An 18216-nucleotide genomic window follows, 5' to 3' on the forward strand; every position below is an offset into this window, starting at 1 on the left:
CCGACCCCCGTCAAGCAGCGAAACAGGGCCCCGGCTGGACGCCGGGGCCCTGTTTCGTACCCGGCCATCGGCTAGCCGGACGGTGTTATCGCAGGTGAGCAGCTTAGGTAAAGAATAACTTCATGCTAGGGTGTACGGAGGAAAAAAATTGACCACCCTGCCCTGGCGCCCGTATGGTCCTGGCAATCGGGGACCTGGAGCACTTCATGAAGCGACTCGCAGCGATCGCGGCCCTGGCGGCGGTCGCCACAGCCACTGCCGCCTGCGGCACCACGGAGACCGGTGATTCGGCCGGTTCGGGAGGCATCTACACCACGATCGACGGCGCGAAGCAGATCGACGCGACCGCACCGATCAACCCGTTCAACCCTCAGGGGAGCACGTTCGTCGGCTACGACGCGATGTCGCTGGCCTGGCCCAAGAACGACCTGATGGACCCGAACCAGTTCTACCCGGGTCTCGCCGCGAGCTGGACCGCCACGCCCGACCAGGGCGAGGTCGTCATCCACCTGCAGCCGGACGCCCGCTGGTCTGACGGCAAGCCGGTCACCAGCGAGGACATCCGCGTGTCCATCGGCCTCGCCTACACCCAGGGCGGCAGCGCGTACACCGTGAACGCGGGCGCGGCGGGCGCGGCGGCCGACATCCAGATCGTGGACGCCAAGACCGTCAAGATCGTTCAGGGGGCCAACCGGAGCAACGCGTTCCTCAGGAACGTGCTCTCCACGGTCGTCGTCCCCGCCCACGTGTACGGTCCGCTGCTGCCCGCCGGCTTCTGGACGACGCTGACGGCGGCCAGGGGCACCGGCCCCGCCGCCGAGAAGGCCAAGACCGAGATCACCGGGCTGTCGCAGAAGGTCATCGCCTTCGCGCCGCGCGAGGACGTCTCGGCGGGCCCGTTCGTGCTGGAGCGGGTCAACCCCGGCGCGGCCCTGCTGAAGAGGAACCCGTACTTCTACGACGCCGCCAAGATCGTGCCCGACAAGGTGAAGGTCCTCAACTACACCGGCAACGAGCAGATCTGGAACTACCTGGTCTCCGGCAAGCTGGACAGCGCGCCCTTCACGGCCGTGCCCGCCGCGGTCATGACGCGGATCAAGGAGACCCCGGGCAACGACATCCGCAAGGGCTACTCCCCGGTGGCGGCGTCCCTGGCGTTCAACCAGGCGCGCAAGCCGTACGACAACGTGCACGTGCGGCGCGCCCTCGCGTACCTGATCGACAGGAACCAGGTCACGAAGATCGCCTCTCCGGAGGCGGGCACCCCGTCGGTCACCACGACCGGCATCCACGGCAGCGCCGCCAAGGCGTGGCTGGGCGACCAGATCGGCGCCCTCGACCAGTACAAGGTCGACGCCGCCAAGGCGGACAAGGAGCTGAGGGCCGCCGGCATGGTCAAGAAGGGCGGCACGTGGGCGATGCCCGACGGCAAGCCCTGGAAGGTGCAGCTCAACGTGCCCGCGTCGTTCTCCGACTGGGTCGCGGCGGCCAAGTCGATCACGAGCCAGCTCAACGACCACGGCATCGAGGCCAGCGTGGTCACCTCGGCCGACTACATCCTCTACCTGGACGAGCTGTCCTCAGGAAAGTTCGACATCGGGTTCTGGCTGATGGCACTCGGGCCCTCGCCGTACAACATCTACCAGCGCGTGTACGGCTCGGCCAACGGCTGGTCGCTGCTCGCCGGGCGGCTCAGGCACTCTCCGCCGGGCAAGAACGGCAACTGGATGGCCGGCCCCGAGACGATCGGCGGGGTGAATCCCGGAGAGCTCACCAACCAGCTCAACCTGGCGTCCCCGGAGGAGCAGAAGAGGATCGTCGGCACGCTGGCCAGACTGACGAACGAGCAGCTCCCCGTCATCCAGATCTACGACTACGTCAACACGCAGTTCGTCAACACGACCCGCTACACCGGCTGGCCGGAGGCGGGCAGCGAGGCGCTGCGGCTGCCCGCGGGTGTGTGGATGCAACTCGGGATGATCAGGAAGAACAGCGTATGAAGCTCTTCGCGCCCCGGGGCGGTCCCCGGAAGAACGCGGTACCCCGACGGCTCGCGGGCCATCTGGTCCGGGGCCTGGTGATGATCTGGGTGGTCACCACGATCAGCTTCGTGATCATCCGCAACATCCCCGGCAACCCGGTGCTCGGTCAGTACGAGACGCTGATCGAGCGCGGCATGTCCCCTGACCAGGCCGAACGCGCGACGGCGGCGCTCTACGGGTTCCTGCCCACCGGCAGCCTGTGGGAGCAGTACGTCGGCTACATGAAGGCGCTGATCCACCTCGACCTCGGCCAGTCGCTCAGCACGCCGGGCACCGAGGTCGTCACGCTGATCGCCTCGGCCACCAAGTGGACCGTGCTGCCGGTCCTCGGGGGCACGCTGCTGAGCTTCGTGCTCGGCGTGACGCTCGGGGTCTACGCGGGAATCAAGCGGTCCGGCAAGCTCGGCGACCTGCTGTCGATCTCCGGCTCGCTGCTCCACGGCGTGCCGCAGTACGTCATCGGGCTGCTCGTCCTGGCGATCTTCACGACCCTGTGGCCGATCTTCCCCGCCGGGGGCCCGGTCGACGTCGAGTTCGTGCCCGGCTTCAACGCCGGCTACCTGGCCTCGCTCATTCACCACGCCACCCTGCCCGTGCTGACGTACGCGCTGGCCAGTTACGGCGGGTGGGTGCTGGCGATGAAGTCCAGCGTGGCCACCGTGCTCGGCGACGACTTCATCCTGGCCGCCGAGTTGCGCGGACTGTCCAGGGGAGTCCTGTTCCGGTACGTGGCGCGCAACGCGATCCTGCCGCTCTTCACGATCCTCGCGCTGTCGCTCGGCATGCTGTTCGGCGGCGCGATCTTCATCGAGCGCATCTTCAACTACCCCGGGCTCGGGCTGCTGCTCGTCAACAGCATCGGCGCCCGCGACTACGCCCTGATGGGCGGCACCTTCCTGGTGACCACGATGGCGATCATCGTCGCCAACATCGCGGCGGACCTGCTGTACGCCGTGATCGACCCCCGGGTGCGGACTGGAGGCGCGGCATGACGGTGACCACACTCCTGCCCGGGGGAACCGGGGGGAGCAGCCAGGGCCCGGGGGGCATGCGCGCGACCCTGCGGCGCAACTTCTGGCGGGGCGTCGGGCGCGTGCTGCGCCGCAAGCCCAGCCGCATCCTCGGTGTGGCCATCGTCGCGCTGTTCGCGATCATGGCGGTGGCCGGGCCGATGCTCTACCCCGCCCACCTCCCGCGCGACGACGACGCGCTCTACGCCGCGCCGAGCCTGGCCCATCCCTTCGGCACGGACTTCGAGGGCACCGACGTGCTCGCGCTGGTCGTCACCGGCTCGCGGTACGTCATCCTCACCGGCCTCGCCACCGCGGCCATCACGGTCGCGCTCGGCACGGCCCTCGGGCTGCTCGCCGGCTTCCACCGCGGGCGCTGGGACAGCGTGCTCATGCGGATCACCGACCTCCAGCTCACGATCCCCGGCCTTCCGCTGCTGCTGGTGCTGTCGACCGTCTGGAAGTTCAACAGCCCGCTGGAGATGGGCCTGGTGCTCGGCCTGCTCGGCTGGGGCGGGGTCGCGCGGGCCGTACGGTCGCAGACGCTCTCCCTGCGCGAACGCGGGTTCATCGAGGCCGCCAAGGGCCTCGGCCTGTCGACCCGGCACATCGTCGCCCGCGAACTGCTGCCCAGCATGGCGCCGTACATCGCGATGAACGTGCTCATCGCCGTGACCGGCGCGATCTACGCCCAGGTGGGCCTGTTCTTCCTCGGCGTCCTGCCCTTCGACTCCAACAACTGGGGCGTGATGCTGAACCTCGCCGTCTTCGGCGGCGGGGCCCTGACCAGCACGGCCGCGCTGCCGTACCTGCTGGCGCCGCTGCTCGCCATCCTGCTGCTCACGCTCGGCATCGTGCTCATCGTGGACGCGATGGACGAGATCTTCAACCCACGGCTGCGTGAGGAGTAACCAGGTGACCACCACCGCACCTCCCGGCTCCGGCGACCTGGTCGCCGGGCCCGGCGCGAGCACCGCCCCCGGCGTTCGCGTCCGCGATCTCACGGTCGTCTACAAGACCCCGCTCGGCGAACTGCCCGCGCTCGGGGGAGTCAGCCTCACGATCGAGCCGGGGACCATCACCGGCATCGTGGGGGAGTCCGGCTCCGGCAAGTCCACGCTGGCGCTCTCGCTGCTGAACGCCGTGCAGTCGCCCGGCCGCGTCAGGAGCGGCAGCGTCGAGATCGACGGTCTCGGAGACGTCCTCGAACTGGCGGGGAACGACCTGCGCGAGGCGCGCGGCCGTCACCTCGGGTACGTCTTCCAGGCCGCCCAGAACTCCCTCAACCCGCTCAAGACGGTCGGCAAGCAACTGCTCGACCTCGGCCGTTCCCACGGCGTCGAGGACCAGCGCGCGCTCGTACGGGACGCCAAGGAACTGCTGGAGCGCATGGGCCTGGACGGCGCGCGCGTGCTCGACTCCCACCAGCACGAGCTGTCGGGAGGGATGCGCCAGCGCGTCGGCATTATGCTCGCCCTGGTGCTCAACGCGCAGCTCGTCATCCTGGACGAGCCGACCACGGCGCTCGACATGATCACGCAGGCCACCATCCTGCGCATCGTCCGCGAGGTCCACAAGGAGCGCGGCCTCACGACCCTGCTGGTGACCCACGACATCGGCGTGGCGGCCGAGGTCACCGACCACCTCGCCGTGATGTACGGCGGGCGCGTGGTCGAGCACGGCCCTACCATGCAGGTGCTGGGCGCGCCCAGCCACCCCTACACCAAGGGCCTGATCCGGGCGATCCCGCGCCTTTCCGGCGACACCGACGAGGCCCAGGCGCTGCCCGGACGGCCCCCCACGCTTGGCACCCTGCCCACGCGGGGATGCGTCTTCCGGGAGCGCTGCCCGCTCCGCATGAACATCTGCGAGACGGTGGACCCGCTCCCGACGCGGTACGACGAGCGGATCGTCGCGTGCCACGCGGTCGAGCGGTCGAACTCCCCGGCGGAACACGAGGAGCACGCGTGATCACAGGCACCGGCATCACCAAGACCTACAAGCAGCGCGGCAACGTCCTCGGCGCCCGTGACGTGCGGGCGCTGCGCGGCGTCGACTTCGCCATCGAAAAGGGCGGAGCGGTCTCGTTCATCGGCGAGTCCGGATGCGGCAAGACCACGCTCGGGCGGATCATCGCCGGGCTGGAGACCTACGACTCCGGCGAGATCGTCATCGACGGCACCCCGATGTCCTCCCTCCGGCAGCGGCGCCGGCAGCCGTACTTCCGCAAGATCCAGCTGATCCACCAGGACCCGTACTCGGCGCTCAACCCCACGCGCACGATCCACCAGACCCTGCAGGCGCCGCTGACCCTGCGCGCGCGTCAGACGGGCCGCTCGAAGGACTGGGTGGACGATCGCGCCGAGGAGCTGCTCTCCCTGGTGGGCATCGACCCCGGCTACGTGCTCGGCCGCTACCCCCACCAGCTCTCGGGCGGCATGCGCCAGCGCGTTGTCATCGCCCGCGCGCTCACCGTCGACCCCGAGATGCTCGTCGCCGACGAGTCGGTCTCGATGATCGACGTGTCCATGCGGCTGAGCATCCTCGCCCTGCTCAAGGACCTGCGCGAGCGGCTCGGGGTCAGCGTGCTGTTCATCACCCACGACATCGCCACCGCCAGGTACATCGGCGACGAGGGCGAGCTTTACGTCCTCTACCGGGGGCAGGTCGTCGAGCGCGGGCTCACCGAGACCGTCATCTCCGGCCCGACGCATCCGTACACCCAGTCGCTGCTGTCGGCGATCCCCGTCCTGCACGGGCTGGAGCAGCCCGGCCCGGAGCGGGTCGTGCCGACCGAGGCGCTCGACGAGCGTCTCGCGGACGGCGGATGCCTGTTCGCCCGGAGGTGCCCGTTCCGTACCGAGCGCTGCGAGATCGAGCTCCCCACGCTGGAGCGGGGCGCGGAGTCGACCCACGAGCACGCGTGCTTCCACCCGCAGCGCCGGAACGTCATCCCGGTCGAGGCGGTCGCGTGAGCGACGCCGCCCGCGACGACCACGCAGGTGCCCCCCGCGACGACCGCGCGGGCCCTCCCCGCGACGACCGCGTGGGCGCGCCTTCGGGCGGCGGACGTTCGGGGAGTACGGGCAGCGGCATCCGCCCGGCGGTCCCGGCCGAGCTGCCCGCCATCGGCGAGCTCGCCCAGGCGTCGCTCACGCTGGACGCCACCGACGCGCCGCAGCTCGTGGCACGGCTCGCGGATCCGCCCGAGGGACGCGACCGGGCCGCCCTGGTGACGCCCGGCCTCGACGGCGTCGTGTTCGTCTCCGCCTCCGCCACCGAGGGCGTGGGCCACGTGGACCTGCTGGCCGTGCGCCCGTCCGCCCAGGGCCACGGGACGGGACGGGCGCTGGTGGCGGCGGCCGAGGGATGGCTGCGGGAACGCGGAGCGCGCGAGGTGCGCCTGGCGGGAAACCCGCCCTGCTACGCCTGGCCGGGCATCGACGTCCGCTACACCCCTGCGGTCTGCCTGGCCGAGAGCCTCGGCTACGAGAGGTACCGCACCGCCTGGAACATGACCGCCGACCTCATCCGCTACCTGCCCGCCGACCGTACGGGACACCTTCCCGCCGGACGTACGGGACACCTGCCCGCCGACCGTACGGGACACCTGCCCGCCGACCGTACGGGACACCTGCCCGCCGACCGTACGGGACACCTGCCCGCCGACCTCACGGGTCACCAGCCCGGCGAACTCACCGGCCGGCCGCCCGGCGGCCGTACGGGCGCGTCGGCGGACGAGGAGATGGCCCGGCTCGCCTCGGCCGGGGTAGCCGTCCACGCGGCGCCCGCCGGGGAGCGCTCGGAGGTGATCGCGTTCGTCCGAGAGCACTGGAACGACGCGTGGGCCTGGGAGGTCGCCCAGGCCACCGGATGCCACTACGCCACCCGTCAGGGCGAGATCCTCGGCTTCGCCGCCTGGGGGGCCAGGCCGGGGTGGTTCGGCCCGATGGGCACGGCCGAGGCCGCCCGGGGGCTCGGGGTCGGCGGGGTGCTTCTGCGGCGGTGCCTCGAAGAGCAGGCGGTGGCGGGGTACAGCAGCACGCAGATCGGCTGGGTGGGGCCGGTGCGCTTCTACGCCAAGGCCGTGGGCGCCCACGTCGAGCGGGTCTTCTGGCTCTACCGCCGCCCCCTCGCCTGACGCGCCCCCGCCCCCCGGCTGACGCGCCCGGCCCCTGGCCTGACGCGCCGCCCCTGGCCTGACGCGCCGCCCCTGGCCTGACGCGCCGCCCCTGGCCTGACGCGCCGCCGTCCCCCCGGCCGAGGCGACGCGCGACCCGGTGAACCACTATCGACACCCTGGAAGATGAGGAGTCATGGCCCGACCACTTGCGCTGTCCACGACGGAACAGAGCGACCCCCGCTACCGCCAGATCGACAGGCTGCCGACGGACGAGATCGCCCGCCTCATGAACGCGGCGGACTCCACCGTCCCCGCCGCGGTGGCCAGGGCGATCCCGCGGATCTCCGCCGCGATCGACGACATCGCCGCCCGCATGCAGGAGGGCGGGCGGCTGCTCTACGTCGGCGCGGGCACCTCCGGTCGGCTGGCGGTGCTCGACGCCTCGGAGTGCCCGCCGACCTTCGGCACCGACCCCGAGGTGGTGCGCGGCATCATCGCGGGCGGCGTGCCGGCGTTGACCCGGTCGGTCGAGGGCGCGGAGGACGACGCCGAGGCCGGCGCCGCGGCCATCCGCGAGCAGGGCGCGGGACCGCTGGACTCGGTGGTGGGGATCTCCGCCAGCGGCCGGGCGCCGTTCGTGGTGGCCGCCGTGACGGAGGCCCGCCGCCTGGGCGCGGTCACGGTGGGGCTCTCCTGCAATCCTGGGGTGCCGCTCTCGCGGGCCGCCCACCACGCCATCGAGGTCGTCGTCGGGCCCGAGGTGGTGACCGGTTCGACGCGGCTGAAGGCCGGCACGGCGCAGAAGCTGGTCCTCAACATGATCTCGACGATCTCGATGGTCAAGTGCGGCCGTACCTTCGGGAACTACATGGTCGAGGTGTCGGCGAGCAACGCCAAGCTCGTCGACCGGGCCGCCCGCATCGTGGGCGACATCACCGGCGCCGACCTCCCCGCCGCCCGCCTCGCCCTGGAGGCCGCGGGACACCAGGTCAAGACCGCCGTCGTGATGATCGAGCGCCGGCTCGACGCGCACGAGGCGCGCCTGCTGCTCGCGGCCTACGGTGACCGGCTCGACAGCGCGCTCGAAGCCGGCCGCTAGGACCGGGTACGCAGGGTGAGGGCCGTTGATCTGGGCATACTCTCGGTGAACAGCTGGTGCCGCACGACGGACGGGGGAGCGATGCCACCGCCTGTACGGGTGTGCCGCGTCTACGACGATCCCTCTCAGGGCGACGGGAAACGCGTGCTGGTCGACCGCCTGTGGCCGCGCGGCCTCGCCAAGGAGGACGCGCACGTGGACGAATGGCTCAAGGACGTCGCGCCCTCCAACGAACTGCGCACCTGGTACGGCCACGACCCCGCGAGGTTCGAGGACTTCCGGGGCCGGTACCTCGCCGAGCTCGACGGCCCCACCCGCCGGGCCGCGCTGGACGAGCTGCGCGGGCTGCTCAGGGACGGGCCGGTGATCCTGCTCACCGCCACCAGGGACGTGGAGCACAGCCACGCCGCCATCCTGGCCGACCTCCTGCGCCGGCCCATCTGACCGCCCTGCGCCAGTCCGTCTGACCGTCCTGGGCCGGTTCAGCTACCGCTCCCGCGCCGGTCCAGCCGACCGCCGGGTCGTCCGGGTGAGTCCGGATTCGCCGGGGTCCGCTCGTGAAAGCGGGGCCGGAATCACCGGCAAAGCCTGAGCGGAGGGCGTCCAGAGGAGTACCTTCTCTCAGCGTGTCCTCAGGGCGTACTCACCAGGCACCCAGTGGCGTAGGGCACCATAGAATCATGCCCTATCCACCCATGAGCGACATAAATGCTCATAACCGGCATTCCAGGCGAGCCCTCGGGGCCGTACGCCGGGCGCGGTTCAGGGTGGGCGTGACGCTGCTGTCCATGGTCGCCTCCCTCGGCGTCACGCTCGACGCCGTCTCGGCCTCGGACGCGCCGGGCCGTCAGGGCGTGTCGATCGCCACCCCGCCCGCGGGCCCGGCCGGGTCGCCGGGCTCCGGGAGGCAGGGGCCGTCGGTTTCAGCGGCTTCGTCGGTTTCATCGGGGTCGGTCGGTACGGTCGGCATGGTCGTGGGGCTGGGGGACTCGGTGCCGGCGGGCTCGGCGTGCGACTGCGCCACCTACGTCTCGCTGGTAGGCCAGGGCCTGGCGACCCGGCAGGGAACCGAGGTCGTCAGCAGGAACCTCGCCGCCGCCGGGCTCACGACCAAGGGCCTGCTCGACCAGCTCGCGGACGACGCGGCCGAGGAGTCCGTGGTGGAGGCCGACGTCACGATCATCACGATCGGCGCGAACGACTTCGACAGCGCCTCCATCGAGGACGACGCCTGCGGTCCGGACGCGGATCTGGCCTGCTTCAAGGACGACCTGGCACAACTGCGGGCCAACATGGACGCCATCCTGCGGAGGGTCCGCGCGCTGGAGAAGCGCGACGGGAGCCGGATCATCGTGACCGGCTACTGGAACGTCTTCATGGACGGCGCCGTCGGCCGCGCCCAGGGCCAGGCGTACGTGACGACCAGCGACAGGCTCACGCTGGCCGTGAACGAGACCCTCGCCGCGGCGGCCGCCGCCGCTGGCGCGCGGTACGTCGACCTCTACGTGCCCTTCAAGGGCGCCGACGGGACGCGGGACGACACGGAGCTGCTGGCCGACGACGGCGACCACCCCGACGCCACCGGGCACCGGCTCATCGCCGGCTCGGTCCTCTCCGCCCTCTACGACGTCTGACACAGAAACCCCGGCCGGGTTCAAAATGCCTTTCATCAGAAATGACTTGATGGCGGTTTAAATGCCTTCATCTCCTTGCCGTCGACAAGGAGCATGCGGTCGTGATTGAACAAATGTCCCCCGGCGGCGGATTCGTGAGATATCCCGAGTTATCGTTGAGCCCAGGGGGAGAGCATGATGAAGCGAACATTCGCCGTGACCTTGCTGCTCATGGTGATGGCGGCGGGCCTGGTCGTCACCGCGTCCGCCTGGGGGAGCACGGCTCAGGCGGCGGCGAGGACGACGGTGAGCAAGGCGCAGTACAAGATCCTGTACCACCAGTGCCGGTACGCGAACACCAAGAGGCTCCGCAGGCAGTGCCGGGCGGACGTGAGAAGGAACTACCGCATCGGCAGGTGGAACCCAGATCTCGACTGCCGCACCTATTCCGGCATCACCGTGTGCGGCAAGCTGAAGCTGAGCAGGAGGGAGCGCCGCTGCGTCGTCCGCTCGGTGAGGGACGAGGGCCTGTCGCGCCGGCGTGCCGAGGTGGAGTGCTACGCGTTCGCCTAGAAAGGCGGATATAGCGGATATATCGCCGAAGGGCTGTCATAAGCGCCTAATTCCCGGCGCGGCAGCCGGTGATCGCGACGAACCTGTTGACATGGTCATTTCGTCCGCCAAAATCGGGATCATGCCCCATATCGCGCTCAATAATGACGCTCCCGGCATCGTCGGTCCGATGCTCTACCGCCCAGAGACGGCCCGCCCCCTCAACGACCTGGCCGATGTGCTCCTGCGCGGCCCCAGCACACTCTCCCGGGGTGAGCGCGAGCTGATCGCCTCATACGTCTCCCGGCTCAACGACTGCGACTTCTGCGGCTCGATCCACGGGGCGGTCGCGGCCGAGCAGCTCCCCGGAGGGATGGCCCAGGTGACGGCGGCCTACGCCGATCCCGGCACCGCCGACGTTTCGCCGAAGATGCGCGAGCTGCTCGCCATCGCGGGGCTGGTGCGGGAGAGCGGCCGGTCCGTCACCGCCGAGGCCGTCGACGCGGCGCGCGAGGCGGGCGCCACCGATCGCGAGATCCACGACACCGTGCTGATCGCCGCCGCGTTCTGCATGTTCAACCGCTACGTCGACGGCCTGGAGACCGTCACGCCGCCGAGCCAGGACGCCTACCAGCCCATGGCCAAGCAGATCGTCGCCGAGGGGTACGCCGGTGTGATGCAGGCGTTCGGCGGCTGACCGGAGACCCACGGCCAGGACCCTGGCTCCCCGGCCGCCTTCACCCTGTCCTGGGCGGCGGGCAGGGCGCGATCCGTCCCTCATATACGGAATGCATGGAATATGCGGAGCCGCCTGACGGCCGGTCGGGGAAAGGCGCGGAACCCCTGGAAACGCGGGCTTTGTTCCTCTCGCGCCTTTCCTCCGGCGGGCCAGAGCGGGCGTAAGCCGCAGGTCATGGTGTTTCCCGGCGATCTCACCGGGTAACGCCGACCCGGGCTTGGGTCGCTCATGCCGAGGAGGAGACAGTTCCATGATGGAGCACGACGGCGACGTCATCACCGTGCTGACCACCGATCACCGCGAGGTGGAGCAGATGTTCGCCGAGCTGGAGGCGTCGCGCGGCAGCGGTGACGAGGAACGCCGCAGGCACGTGACGGAGAAGGTGATCATCGAGCTGGTCAGGCACTTTGTCGCCGAAGAGGCCTACCTCTATCCGGCGGTGCGCAGGCTCATCCCCGGAGGCGACGACCTGGCCGACCGTGAGATCGGCGAGCACGCGGAGGCCGAACGCCTGATGAAGGACCTGGAGCGCACCGACACCGGCGACCCCGCCTTCGGTCACCTGCTGGACAAGCTCATGGCCGCCGTGCGCGAGCACATGCGGGAAGAGGAGAGCCGGCTGTTCCCCGAGCTGGTCAAGTACGCCGACGCGGAAGAGCTGCACGGCATCGGCAAGAAGATCACGGCCATCAAGAAGATCGCTCCGACCCGGCCGCACCCCGCCGCGCCCGGCAACCCTCTGGTGGGCAAGCTCCTCGCCCCCGGCACGGGCCTGGTCGACCGGATCCGCGACCTCGCCAGCGGGCGGGGAAAGGACTGAGGGCGAGAGCGGTTCCGGTGGCGGCCGTACCGAGATCCGCCACCGGAACGGGGCTCAGGAGGGGACGTGGTTGCGCAGGCGCAGCTCGTCCGGGTAGGGGAAGAAGTACGTCTGGTCCCGCAGGTACGTCGCCTCCGCGCCCCTGATGTGGTGGCGGAGCAGGGCCAGCGGCACGCTGAGGGGCACGTGGCGGGCCTGGTACGAGTCGATCACCTCGACGAGGTCGGCGCGCCGCGCCGGGTCCAGATGGCCGCTCACCATACCGAGGCAGTGCTGGAGGACGTTGACGTTGCGGCCGGTCGTCGCCCTGACGGCGAGAGCCGTACAGAAGGCGTGGCGGTACGAGGCGGCGAGCCGGTCCCTCGGGCACGTGCCGGCCTCGGCGACCAGCCGTCCGATCGCCCGGTAGGCGTAGGGGTCGTGGGCCAGGAGCTGCATCTTGTGGCGGGAGTGGAAGGCCACCAGGTCGCGGGGCCGCCAGTCGCCCTCGAACAGCTCCCTCAGCCGGGCGTGCGCGAAGATCCGCTCGACGAACGCCTCGCGCAGCACGTCGTCGTGCAGCCGTCCCTCGTCCTCCACCGGCAGCAGCGGGTGGGCGTTCATGATCCCGTCCGCGAACAGGCCCCGGTTGCGCCGGTCGGCGACCGCCTCCCCGTTGTGGACGGGGACGCCGTGGATGCCGCAGCTCGGGCTCTTGGACTTGAAGACGTAGCCGTCCGCGCGCAGGGCCGCCGCGCGCTCCGCCGCGAGGGCCGTCATCGGCCCGGTGAGGTCCCTGCGGGTCTTGTGGGTCAGCAGGCGCGGACCCTCCGGGGCGTGTTCGAGGCGGAGCGTCTCGCGCGGGGCGCCGAGGCCGATGTCCATCTCCGGGCACATCGGCACCCAGTCCACGTGGTCCGCCAGCGCGTCGGAGAGGAACCGGTCACGGCTGTGACCGCCGTTGAAGCGCACCGCCGCGCCGAGCAGGCAGCTCGACACCCCCACGCGCGGCCGGACGCGCTCGCCGCTCATCCCGCCGCCACGTCCAGCAGCGAGGACAGGCGGTGGAGTCCGCGCGTCGTACGGGCCTTGATCGTGCCGAGGGGGACCTGGAGGCGCTCCGCGATCTCCCGCTGGGTCAGGTCGCCGTAGTAGGCCAGCTCGATGGCCTGCCGCTGGGGAGCGGGCAGCTTGGCCAGGGCCCTGCTGAGCTGGTCGCGGTCGGCGAGGTCGTCTCCGGCGGCGCGGCCGTCCTGGCCCGGGGGGTCGCCGACGGCGTCCAGGGGCACGGTGTACGGCGCGCGCGCCCGCAGGTGGTCCACGGCACGCTTGCGGGCGATGCCGAGCAACCAGGCCTCGATGCTCCTCGCCGGGTCGAACCGGTGCCGGCAGCGCCACACCTCGGTGAACACGATCTGCAGCACGTCCTCCACGTCCTGCGCGGGGACGAGCCGCCGCAGGTAGCACCTGACCAGCGGGGCGTACGCGCGGTAGCAGTCGCGGAGCGATTCCACCTCGCCCATGGCGAGGCGGGCCCCAATCGTGTCGTCCATGAGCCCCCGCGACCCATTCAAGGTCACCGGGATCGGGCAGTTCAAGATCATTCCATGGCGAGCCACCCAAGAAACGGTCAATTCGGTACGGCCCTGACCTGGGGCCCTCTTGCCCGCAAGGAGGTCATCCAGGGCATGCCGAGCGGGAGCCCGCACCGCCGGTCTTACGCCCATCGCTCCTCCTTCCGGCCTACCCCTTGTTCCTTCGGGTCCTGGCCCCGTACGGACGCATCCCGCCCCGATGCGATCGGCGCCCCCGCGCGCTGCCCCCGGAACGCCCGCCTCACGATCTGCGCAGCGTGTGTGTCGATCCGGAACGCCCGCCAAGCGATCAGCGCAGCGTATGTGCATCCGGAACGCCCGCCACGGCCGAAAGGGTTAGCAGCGATCAAAGGAGCTGCCCCTATGGTGATGGCGAGGCGAGGCCCGGCCGTGGTCATCGGAGCGGGTCTGGGCGGTCTCTCCGCCGCGATCCGGCTCGCCGCGGCGGGGCGGGAAGTGATGGTGGTCGAGGCCCGGGACGTGCCGGGAGGCTGTTGCGGCACGGCGAGCCTTGGAGGCTACCGCTTCGACACCGGGCCGTCCGTACTGACGATGCCCGGCGTGCTGGCCGACACGTTCGCGGCGGCGGGCGAGGACCTGGATCACTGGCTGCGGCTGCGCAGGCTCGACCCCTACTACCGGCTCAAGTACCACGACGGCTCCCACCTGGACATCGTGGCGGGGGAGGAGGCGATGACCGAGCAGGTGCGCGCCCTGTGCGGACCGGCCGAGGCGACGCGGTACCAGGGCTTCCGGCGGCTCCTCGGCGAGATGTTCGAGGCCGAGTGGCCCTCGTTCATCGACCGCGACATGACCCGGCTCAGGAGCCTGGCCCAGCCGTACGCGCTGTCGCGGCTCGCCGCGCTCGGCGGGTTCCGCAGGCTCGACCGGCTCGTCAGGCGGCACCTCACCGACGACAGGCTGATCAGGGCCCACACGTTCCAGGCGCTCTACGTGGGCCTGTCGCCACGGCGGGCCCTCGGCATCTACGCCGTGGTGGCGCACATGGACACCGTCGGCGGCGTCTACTTTCCCGAGGAGGGAGGCATGCACGCCATCCCGAGGGCCATGGCCGCCGTCGCGGAGAAGGCCGGGGCCACCTTCCTGTACGGCGTGCGCGCGACGAAGATCGAGACGGACGCGTTCGGCGTCGCCGCCGTCCGGCTGGAGAACGGCCTGCGCCTGATAGCGGGCAGCGTCGTGGTCGCCTGCGACCTGCCCCGCGCCCACGCGGGCCTGCTGCCGGACGGCGCGGGGGACTGGCGGCTGTGCCGCCCGAAGTTCTCACCCTCCTGCCTGGTGCTGCACTTCGGCCTCGACCGGCGGCTCCCGGGCCAGGCGCACCACACCCTGCACTTCGGCAAGGAGTGGGACTCCACCTTCACCGCCTTGTCCGCGGGCCGGCCACAGCCCGACCCGAACCTGCTGGTCACCTACCCGGAGTCCGACGCGGGCGCGGCACCGGCCGGGCACGCCACGCTGTCGGTGCTGGAGCCCACCGCCAACATGCTGGGCGGCGGCGACTGGGACCGGCTGACGCCCCGGCTGGAGAACCGCCTGCTCCACCGGCTCGCCGACCTCGGGTACGGCGACCTGCGGGCCGCGCCCCGGCTCACCCTTGACCCGCCCGAGTGGGAGCGGCGCGGCCACACGGCGGGCACCCCGTTCGCCCTGGACCACCGCTTCACCCAGACGGCGTGGTTCCGGCCGTCGGGAAGGGCCAGACAGGTCCCCGGGCTGCACTTCGCGGGCATGCACACCGCTCCCGGGGTGGGGGTGCCACCGGTGCTGATCTCCGGCCGGCTGGCCGCCGAGCGCATCCTGGAGGCCTCACCATGACGCTGACCGCCAGCTACGAGCGGTGCCGGAGGCTCAACGCCGCCCACGGCCGCTCGTACTACCTCGCCACCCTGCTGCTGCCCGCCTGGAAACGCCCGCACGTGCATGCCCTGTACGGCTTCGCGCGCTACGCGGACGAGATCGTGGACTCCTTCGGCATGACCGAAGACCGCGAGACGGCGCTGGACGGCCTCACCGCCCGGCTGGTCCCGGCCCTCGCGGGCGAGCCGGTGCACGACCCGGTGCTGCCCGCGTTCGCGCACACCGTGCGGTCGTTCGGCATCGACCACGCCGACATCGAGGCCTTCCTGCGGTCGATGCGGGCCGACCTGACGGTGAACCGCTACGCGACCTACGACGACCTGCTCGGCTACATGGAGGGCTCGGCCGCCGTCATCGGCACGATGATGCTGCCGGTGCTCGAACCCCTTCCCGGGGCCGGGGAACGCGCCCGCGAGCCCGCGCGCCAGCTCGGGCTCGCCTTCCAGCTGACCAACTTCCTGCGCGACGTCGCCGAGGACCTGGAACGCGGCCGGGTCTACCTCCCACTGGAGGACCTCGGCAAGTTCGGCGTGGAGGTTTCGGACCTCGGGCGCCCGCGAGCCGTCCCGGCCGTACGCGAACTGCTCGCGTACGAGGCGCAACGGGCCAAGGACCACTACCGTCAGGCGCTCGCGGGCATCGAGCTGCTGGTCCCCTCCTCACGGCCGTGCATCCGCGCCGCGTATGAGCTGTACGGGGGAATCCTCGACGAGATCGAGGCCGCCGGGCACGACGTCCTGGTGGCCAGGGCACGCGTGCCCCGGCGCCGCCGAATCTCGATCTTCGTACGGCACCTGCTGGCGGCGTCCTCGGCGGACAGGGCCGAACGGCGCGTGACCGTCGAGACGCCGTGAGAGCCGTCGGCCACGGCCGCCGGAAGCGCGCGACGCCGGGGCCGGTCGTCGTCGACGCGATGGGCGGCGACCACGGACCGGCCGAGACGGTGAGGGGAGCGGTCTTGGCGGTACGGGACCACGGCGTGCGCGTCACGCTCGTCGGCAGGGCGGGCGAGATACGCCGGGAGCTCGCCCGGCACGGCGCCGCCGGAGAGATCGACGTGGTGGACGCCGAGGACGTCGTTCCCATGACCGAGCGCGGCGCGGGCGCGGGCGGGCGGGCCGCGTCCAGCCTGGTGGTCGGCTGCGGGCTGGTCCGGCGGGGTGCCGGAGTGGCCTTCGTGTCGTCCGGCTCCACGGGCGCGGTCGTGACCTGCGCGATCCGGGGACTCGGCAAGGCCGAGGGCGTGCTACGGCCCGCGCTGGCGGTGGCCCTGCCCAACGTCGCGGGCGGCTCCACGGTCCTGATCGACGCGGGCGCGACCTCCGACCCCACCCCGGAGATGATCGCGCAGTTCGCCCTCCTCGGCGCGTCGTACGCCGAGTTGGTGCTCGGGGTGGCCGACCCGTCGGTGGGGTTGCTGTCCATCGGCTCCGAGCCCGGCAAGGGCAACCGGCTCACCCGCAGGGCGGAGGAACTCCTGCGTGGGCTGCCACTGCGGTTCCACGGCAACGTCGAAGGCCATGACGTGCTGGCGGGCACCGTCGACGTGATCGCCACCGACGGCTTCACCGGGAACGTGGTGCTCAAGAACGTCGAGGGGTCCGTCAGGGCGGCACTGACCATGGTCGCGCAGGAGGGCATCGCGACTCCGGACCGGTTGCGCGAGGTCGCCGGACGCTACGACCCCCGCACGCACGGCGGCGCGGCCCTGCTCGGGCTGAACGGCACCGTCGTCGTGGCGCACGGATCCTCGCGAGCCGCGACGATCGCGCGGGCCTGCGTGGTGGCCCGCGAACTGGCCGAGGGAAAGATCGTCACTCGCCTCCCCTCCCACCTCACCGCAGGCCCCGCCACATGAGCCCCGACCACCCCGGCCACGATGGCACGGGTTCCCGAACCGCGCGCCTGGACCCGTGGCTCCCCTCACCCGAGGGGGATGGCACGGGTTCCCGAGGTGCGGGCCTGCGGCTTCGACCGTACCCGTGGCGCCGCGCCTCAGCCGAGAGGGTCGGCCCCGTCCCACGTGCCCTCGCTGCCATAGGGGGCGAACCGGGCGAACAGCTCCTCGGAGTACCAGCCTTCGTCCCGCACGCGACCGATCACCTGGCGGTGGGCGGCACCCCGGTAGGCGAAGGACCGTACGGCGGCGGCGTCGCGCCACAGGGAGAACGTGGCCTGCCGGGCCAGCGGCCACTCTCCGACACCGACCGAGGCCAGGCAGCCGTCCTGCTCCCGCAGGTCACGATCCACCGCCGCAACCGAGCGGTAGAACGCGGCCAGCCGCCCCACCCGGATCGAAGCCCTGGTCACCACCGCTACCGGCCCACGGCTGTCGGCTCTGCTGGGTGGAGTCGTCATCGGCTCGTGGGTGTCGGCTCTGCTGGGTGGAGCTGTCATCGGCTCGTGGCTGTCCGATCCGCTGAGCGGGACCGCGACCGGCCCGCGGCTTTGTGTCTGGTCGATGGGACCGAATGGCTCTGTGCCGCCCCAGCTTCCGCGGGACGTCAGCGGTCTCAGCCGTACGTGCCATGCCTCCAGGGACTCGCCGCGCCAGCGGGCCGCGATCGGCGAGCGGTCCATGAACTCCTCCAGCGACGGCTCGTCGCGCCAAACCGCCAGCATCGCCCAGCGGCGTAGGTCGGCCCCGAGGCTCATGGACGTACCCCGGCCGGTGCCCAGCAGCCGCCAGAACAGCAGCCCCTCGGTATGGCGCAACACCGGCCGGTCGAAGGCCATATACCGCATGCCTCCCATATCGACGTA

18 protein-coding genes are annotated in these 18216 nt (G+C 71.3%); 15 read left to right on the plus strand and 3 right to left on the minus strand.

Going from position 1 to position 18216, the window contains the following annotated elements; genetic code table 11:
• The first annotated feature begins 206 nt into the window (after nucleotides 1–206).
• The 12 genes from ACGFIV_RS09265 (at nucleotide 207) to ACGFIV_RS09320 (ending at nucleotide 11998) form a co-directional block, all read left to right on the plus strand.
• On the plus strand, nucleotides 207–2000 hold the full coding sequence (locus ACGFIV_RS09265; protein WP_392833445.1) for an ABC transporter substrate-binding protein: 1794 nt from the start codon (nucleotides 207–209) through the stop codon (nucleotides 1998–2000).
• Nucleotides 1997–3034: an ABC transporter permease gene (locus ACGFIV_RS09270; RefSeq protein WP_392833448.1), complete on the plus strand. Its 1038-nt coding sequence runs from the start codon at nucleotides 1997–1999 to the stop codon at nucleotides 3032–3034. Before ACGFIV_RS09265 ends, ACGFIV_RS09270 begins: the two co-directional genes overlap by 4 nt.
• Nucleotides 3031–3963, plus strand: a complete 933-nt coding sequence (locus tag ACGFIV_RS09275) for an ABC transporter permease (RefSeq protein WP_358547828.1) — start codon at nucleotides 3031–3033, stop codon at nucleotides 3961–3963. The genes ACGFIV_RS09270 and ACGFIV_RS09275 overlap by 4 nt, the downstream gene beginning before the upstream one ends.
• 4 nt (nucleotides 3964–3967) lie before the next feature.
• Entirely contained in the window at nucleotides 3968–5023 is a 1056-nt protein-coding gene (locus tag ACGFIV_RS09280) for an ABC transporter ATP-binding protein (protein ID WP_392833451.1), read from the plus strand.
• Nucleotides 5020–6027 carry an ABC transporter ATP-binding protein gene (locus ACGFIV_RS09285; protein ID WP_358547832.1) on the plus strand — a complete coding sequence of 336 codons (1008 nt, stop codon included), beginning with the start codon at nucleotides 5020–5022 and terminating at the stop codon, nucleotides 6025–6027. Before ACGFIV_RS09280 ends, ACGFIV_RS09285 begins: the two co-directional genes overlap by 4 nt.
• Complete coding sequence (locus ACGFIV_RS09290) at nucleotides 6024–7193, plus strand: GNAT family N-acetyltransferase (protein WP_392833454.1); 1170 nt, start codon at nucleotides 6024–6026, stop codon at nucleotides 7191–7193. The genes ACGFIV_RS09285 and ACGFIV_RS09290 overlap by 4 nt, the downstream gene beginning before the upstream one ends.
• A 175-nt stretch (nucleotides 7194–7368) precedes the next feature.
• A complete protein-coding gene (murQ, locus tag ACGFIV_RS09295) occupies nucleotides 7369–8274 on the plus strand; it encodes an N-acetylmuramic acid 6-phosphate etherase (RefSeq protein ID WP_358547837.1) in 906 nt (301 codons plus the stop codon).
• A gap of 81 nt (nucleotides 8275–8355) precedes the next feature.
• Nucleotides 8356–8718: a DUF488 family protein gene (locus ACGFIV_RS09300; protein WP_358547839.1), complete on the plus strand. Its 363-nt coding sequence runs from the start codon at nucleotides 8356–8358 to the stop codon at nucleotides 8716–8718.
• A 236-nt stretch (nucleotides 8719–8954) separates the two neighbouring features.
• Nucleotides 8955–9908 carry an SGNH/GDSL hydrolase family protein gene (locus ACGFIV_RS09305; RefSeq protein WP_392833459.1) on the plus strand — a complete coding sequence of 318 codons (954 nt, stop codon included), beginning with the start codon at nucleotides 8955–8957 and terminating at the stop codon, nucleotides 9906–9908.
• A gap of 174 nt (nucleotides 9909–10082) precedes the next feature.
• The gene (locus ACGFIV_RS09310; protein ID WP_392833462.1) at nucleotides 10083–10460 is read left to right on the plus strand and encodes a hypothetical protein; all 378 of its coding nucleotides are present in this window, start codon (nucleotides 10083–10085) and stop codon (nucleotides 10458–10460) included.
• Nucleotides 10461–10581: 121 nt separating this feature from the next.
• The gene (locus ACGFIV_RS09315; protein WP_392833465.1) at nucleotides 10582–11136 is read left to right on the plus strand and encodes a carboxymuconolactone decarboxylase family protein; all 555 of its coding nucleotides are present in this window, start codon (nucleotides 10582–10584) and stop codon (nucleotides 11134–11136) included.
• A gap of 292 nt (nucleotides 11137–11428) precedes the next feature.
• Nucleotides 11429–11998: a hemerythrin domain-containing protein gene (locus ACGFIV_RS09320; RefSeq protein ID WP_358547847.1), complete on the plus strand. Its 570-nt coding sequence runs from the start codon at nucleotides 11429–11431 to the stop codon at nucleotides 11996–11998.
• Nucleotides 11999–12052: 54 nt separating this feature from the next.
• Here ACGFIV_RS09320 and ACGFIV_RS09325 read toward each other — a convergent pair whose 3' ends face one another.
• Both ACGFIV_RS09325 and ACGFIV_RS09330 read right to left on the minus strand, forming a co-directional pair.
• The gene (locus ACGFIV_RS09325; RefSeq protein WP_392833468.1) at nucleotides 12053–13009 is read right to left on the minus strand and encodes a YbgA family protein; all 957 of its coding nucleotides are present in this window, start codon (nucleotides 13007–13009) and stop codon (nucleotides 12053–12055) included.
• A complete protein-coding gene (locus ACGFIV_RS09330) occupies nucleotides 13006–13530 on the minus strand; it encodes a sigma-70 family RNA polymerase sigma factor (RefSeq protein WP_358547853.1) in 525 nt (174 codons plus the stop codon). Before ACGFIV_RS09330 ends, ACGFIV_RS09325 begins: the two co-directional genes overlap by 4 nt.
• 411 nt (nucleotides 13531–13941) lie before the next feature.
• Here ACGFIV_RS09330 and ACGFIV_RS09335 point away from each other — a divergent pair, with 411 nt between their 5' ends.
• From ACGFIV_RS09335 to plsX, 3 genes are read left to right on the plus strand one after another with little or no spacing between them, the layout of a single operon-like run.
• Nucleotides 13942–15411, plus strand: coding sequence for a phytoene desaturase family protein (locus ACGFIV_RS09335; protein ID WP_358547855.1), 1470 nt, complete (start codon nucleotides 13942–13944; stop codon nucleotides 15409–15411).
• Nucleotides 15408–16307, plus strand: a complete 900-nt coding sequence (locus ACGFIV_RS09340) for a phytoene/squalene synthase family protein (RefSeq protein ID WP_358547858.1) — start codon at nucleotides 15408–15410, stop codon at nucleotides 16305–16307. Before ACGFIV_RS09335 ends, ACGFIV_RS09340 begins: the two co-directional genes overlap by 4 nt.
• On the plus strand, nucleotides 16304–17311 hold the full coding sequence (gene plsX, locus ACGFIV_RS09345) for a phosphate acyltransferase PlsX (protein ID WP_392833473.1): 1008 nt from the start codon (nucleotides 16304–16306) through the stop codon (nucleotides 17309–17311). The genes ACGFIV_RS09340 and plsX overlap by 4 nt, the downstream gene beginning before the upstream one ends.
• Before the next feature lie 137 nt (nucleotides 17312–17448).
• Here the strand turns inward: plsX and ACGFIV_RS09350 are convergent, their stop codons facing one another.
• A complete protein-coding gene (locus ACGFIV_RS09350) occupies nucleotides 17449–18198 on the minus strand; it encodes a spheroidene monooxygenase (protein ID WP_392833476.1) in 750 nt (249 codons plus the stop codon).
• Nucleotides 18199–18216: the final 18 nt, after the last annotated feature.

It is taken from the genome of Sphaerisporangium sp. NPDC049003 (assembly GCF_043197795.1).
Lineage (GTDB): Bacteria > Actinomycetota > Actinomycetes > Streptosporangiales > Streptosporangiaceae > Sphaerisporangium.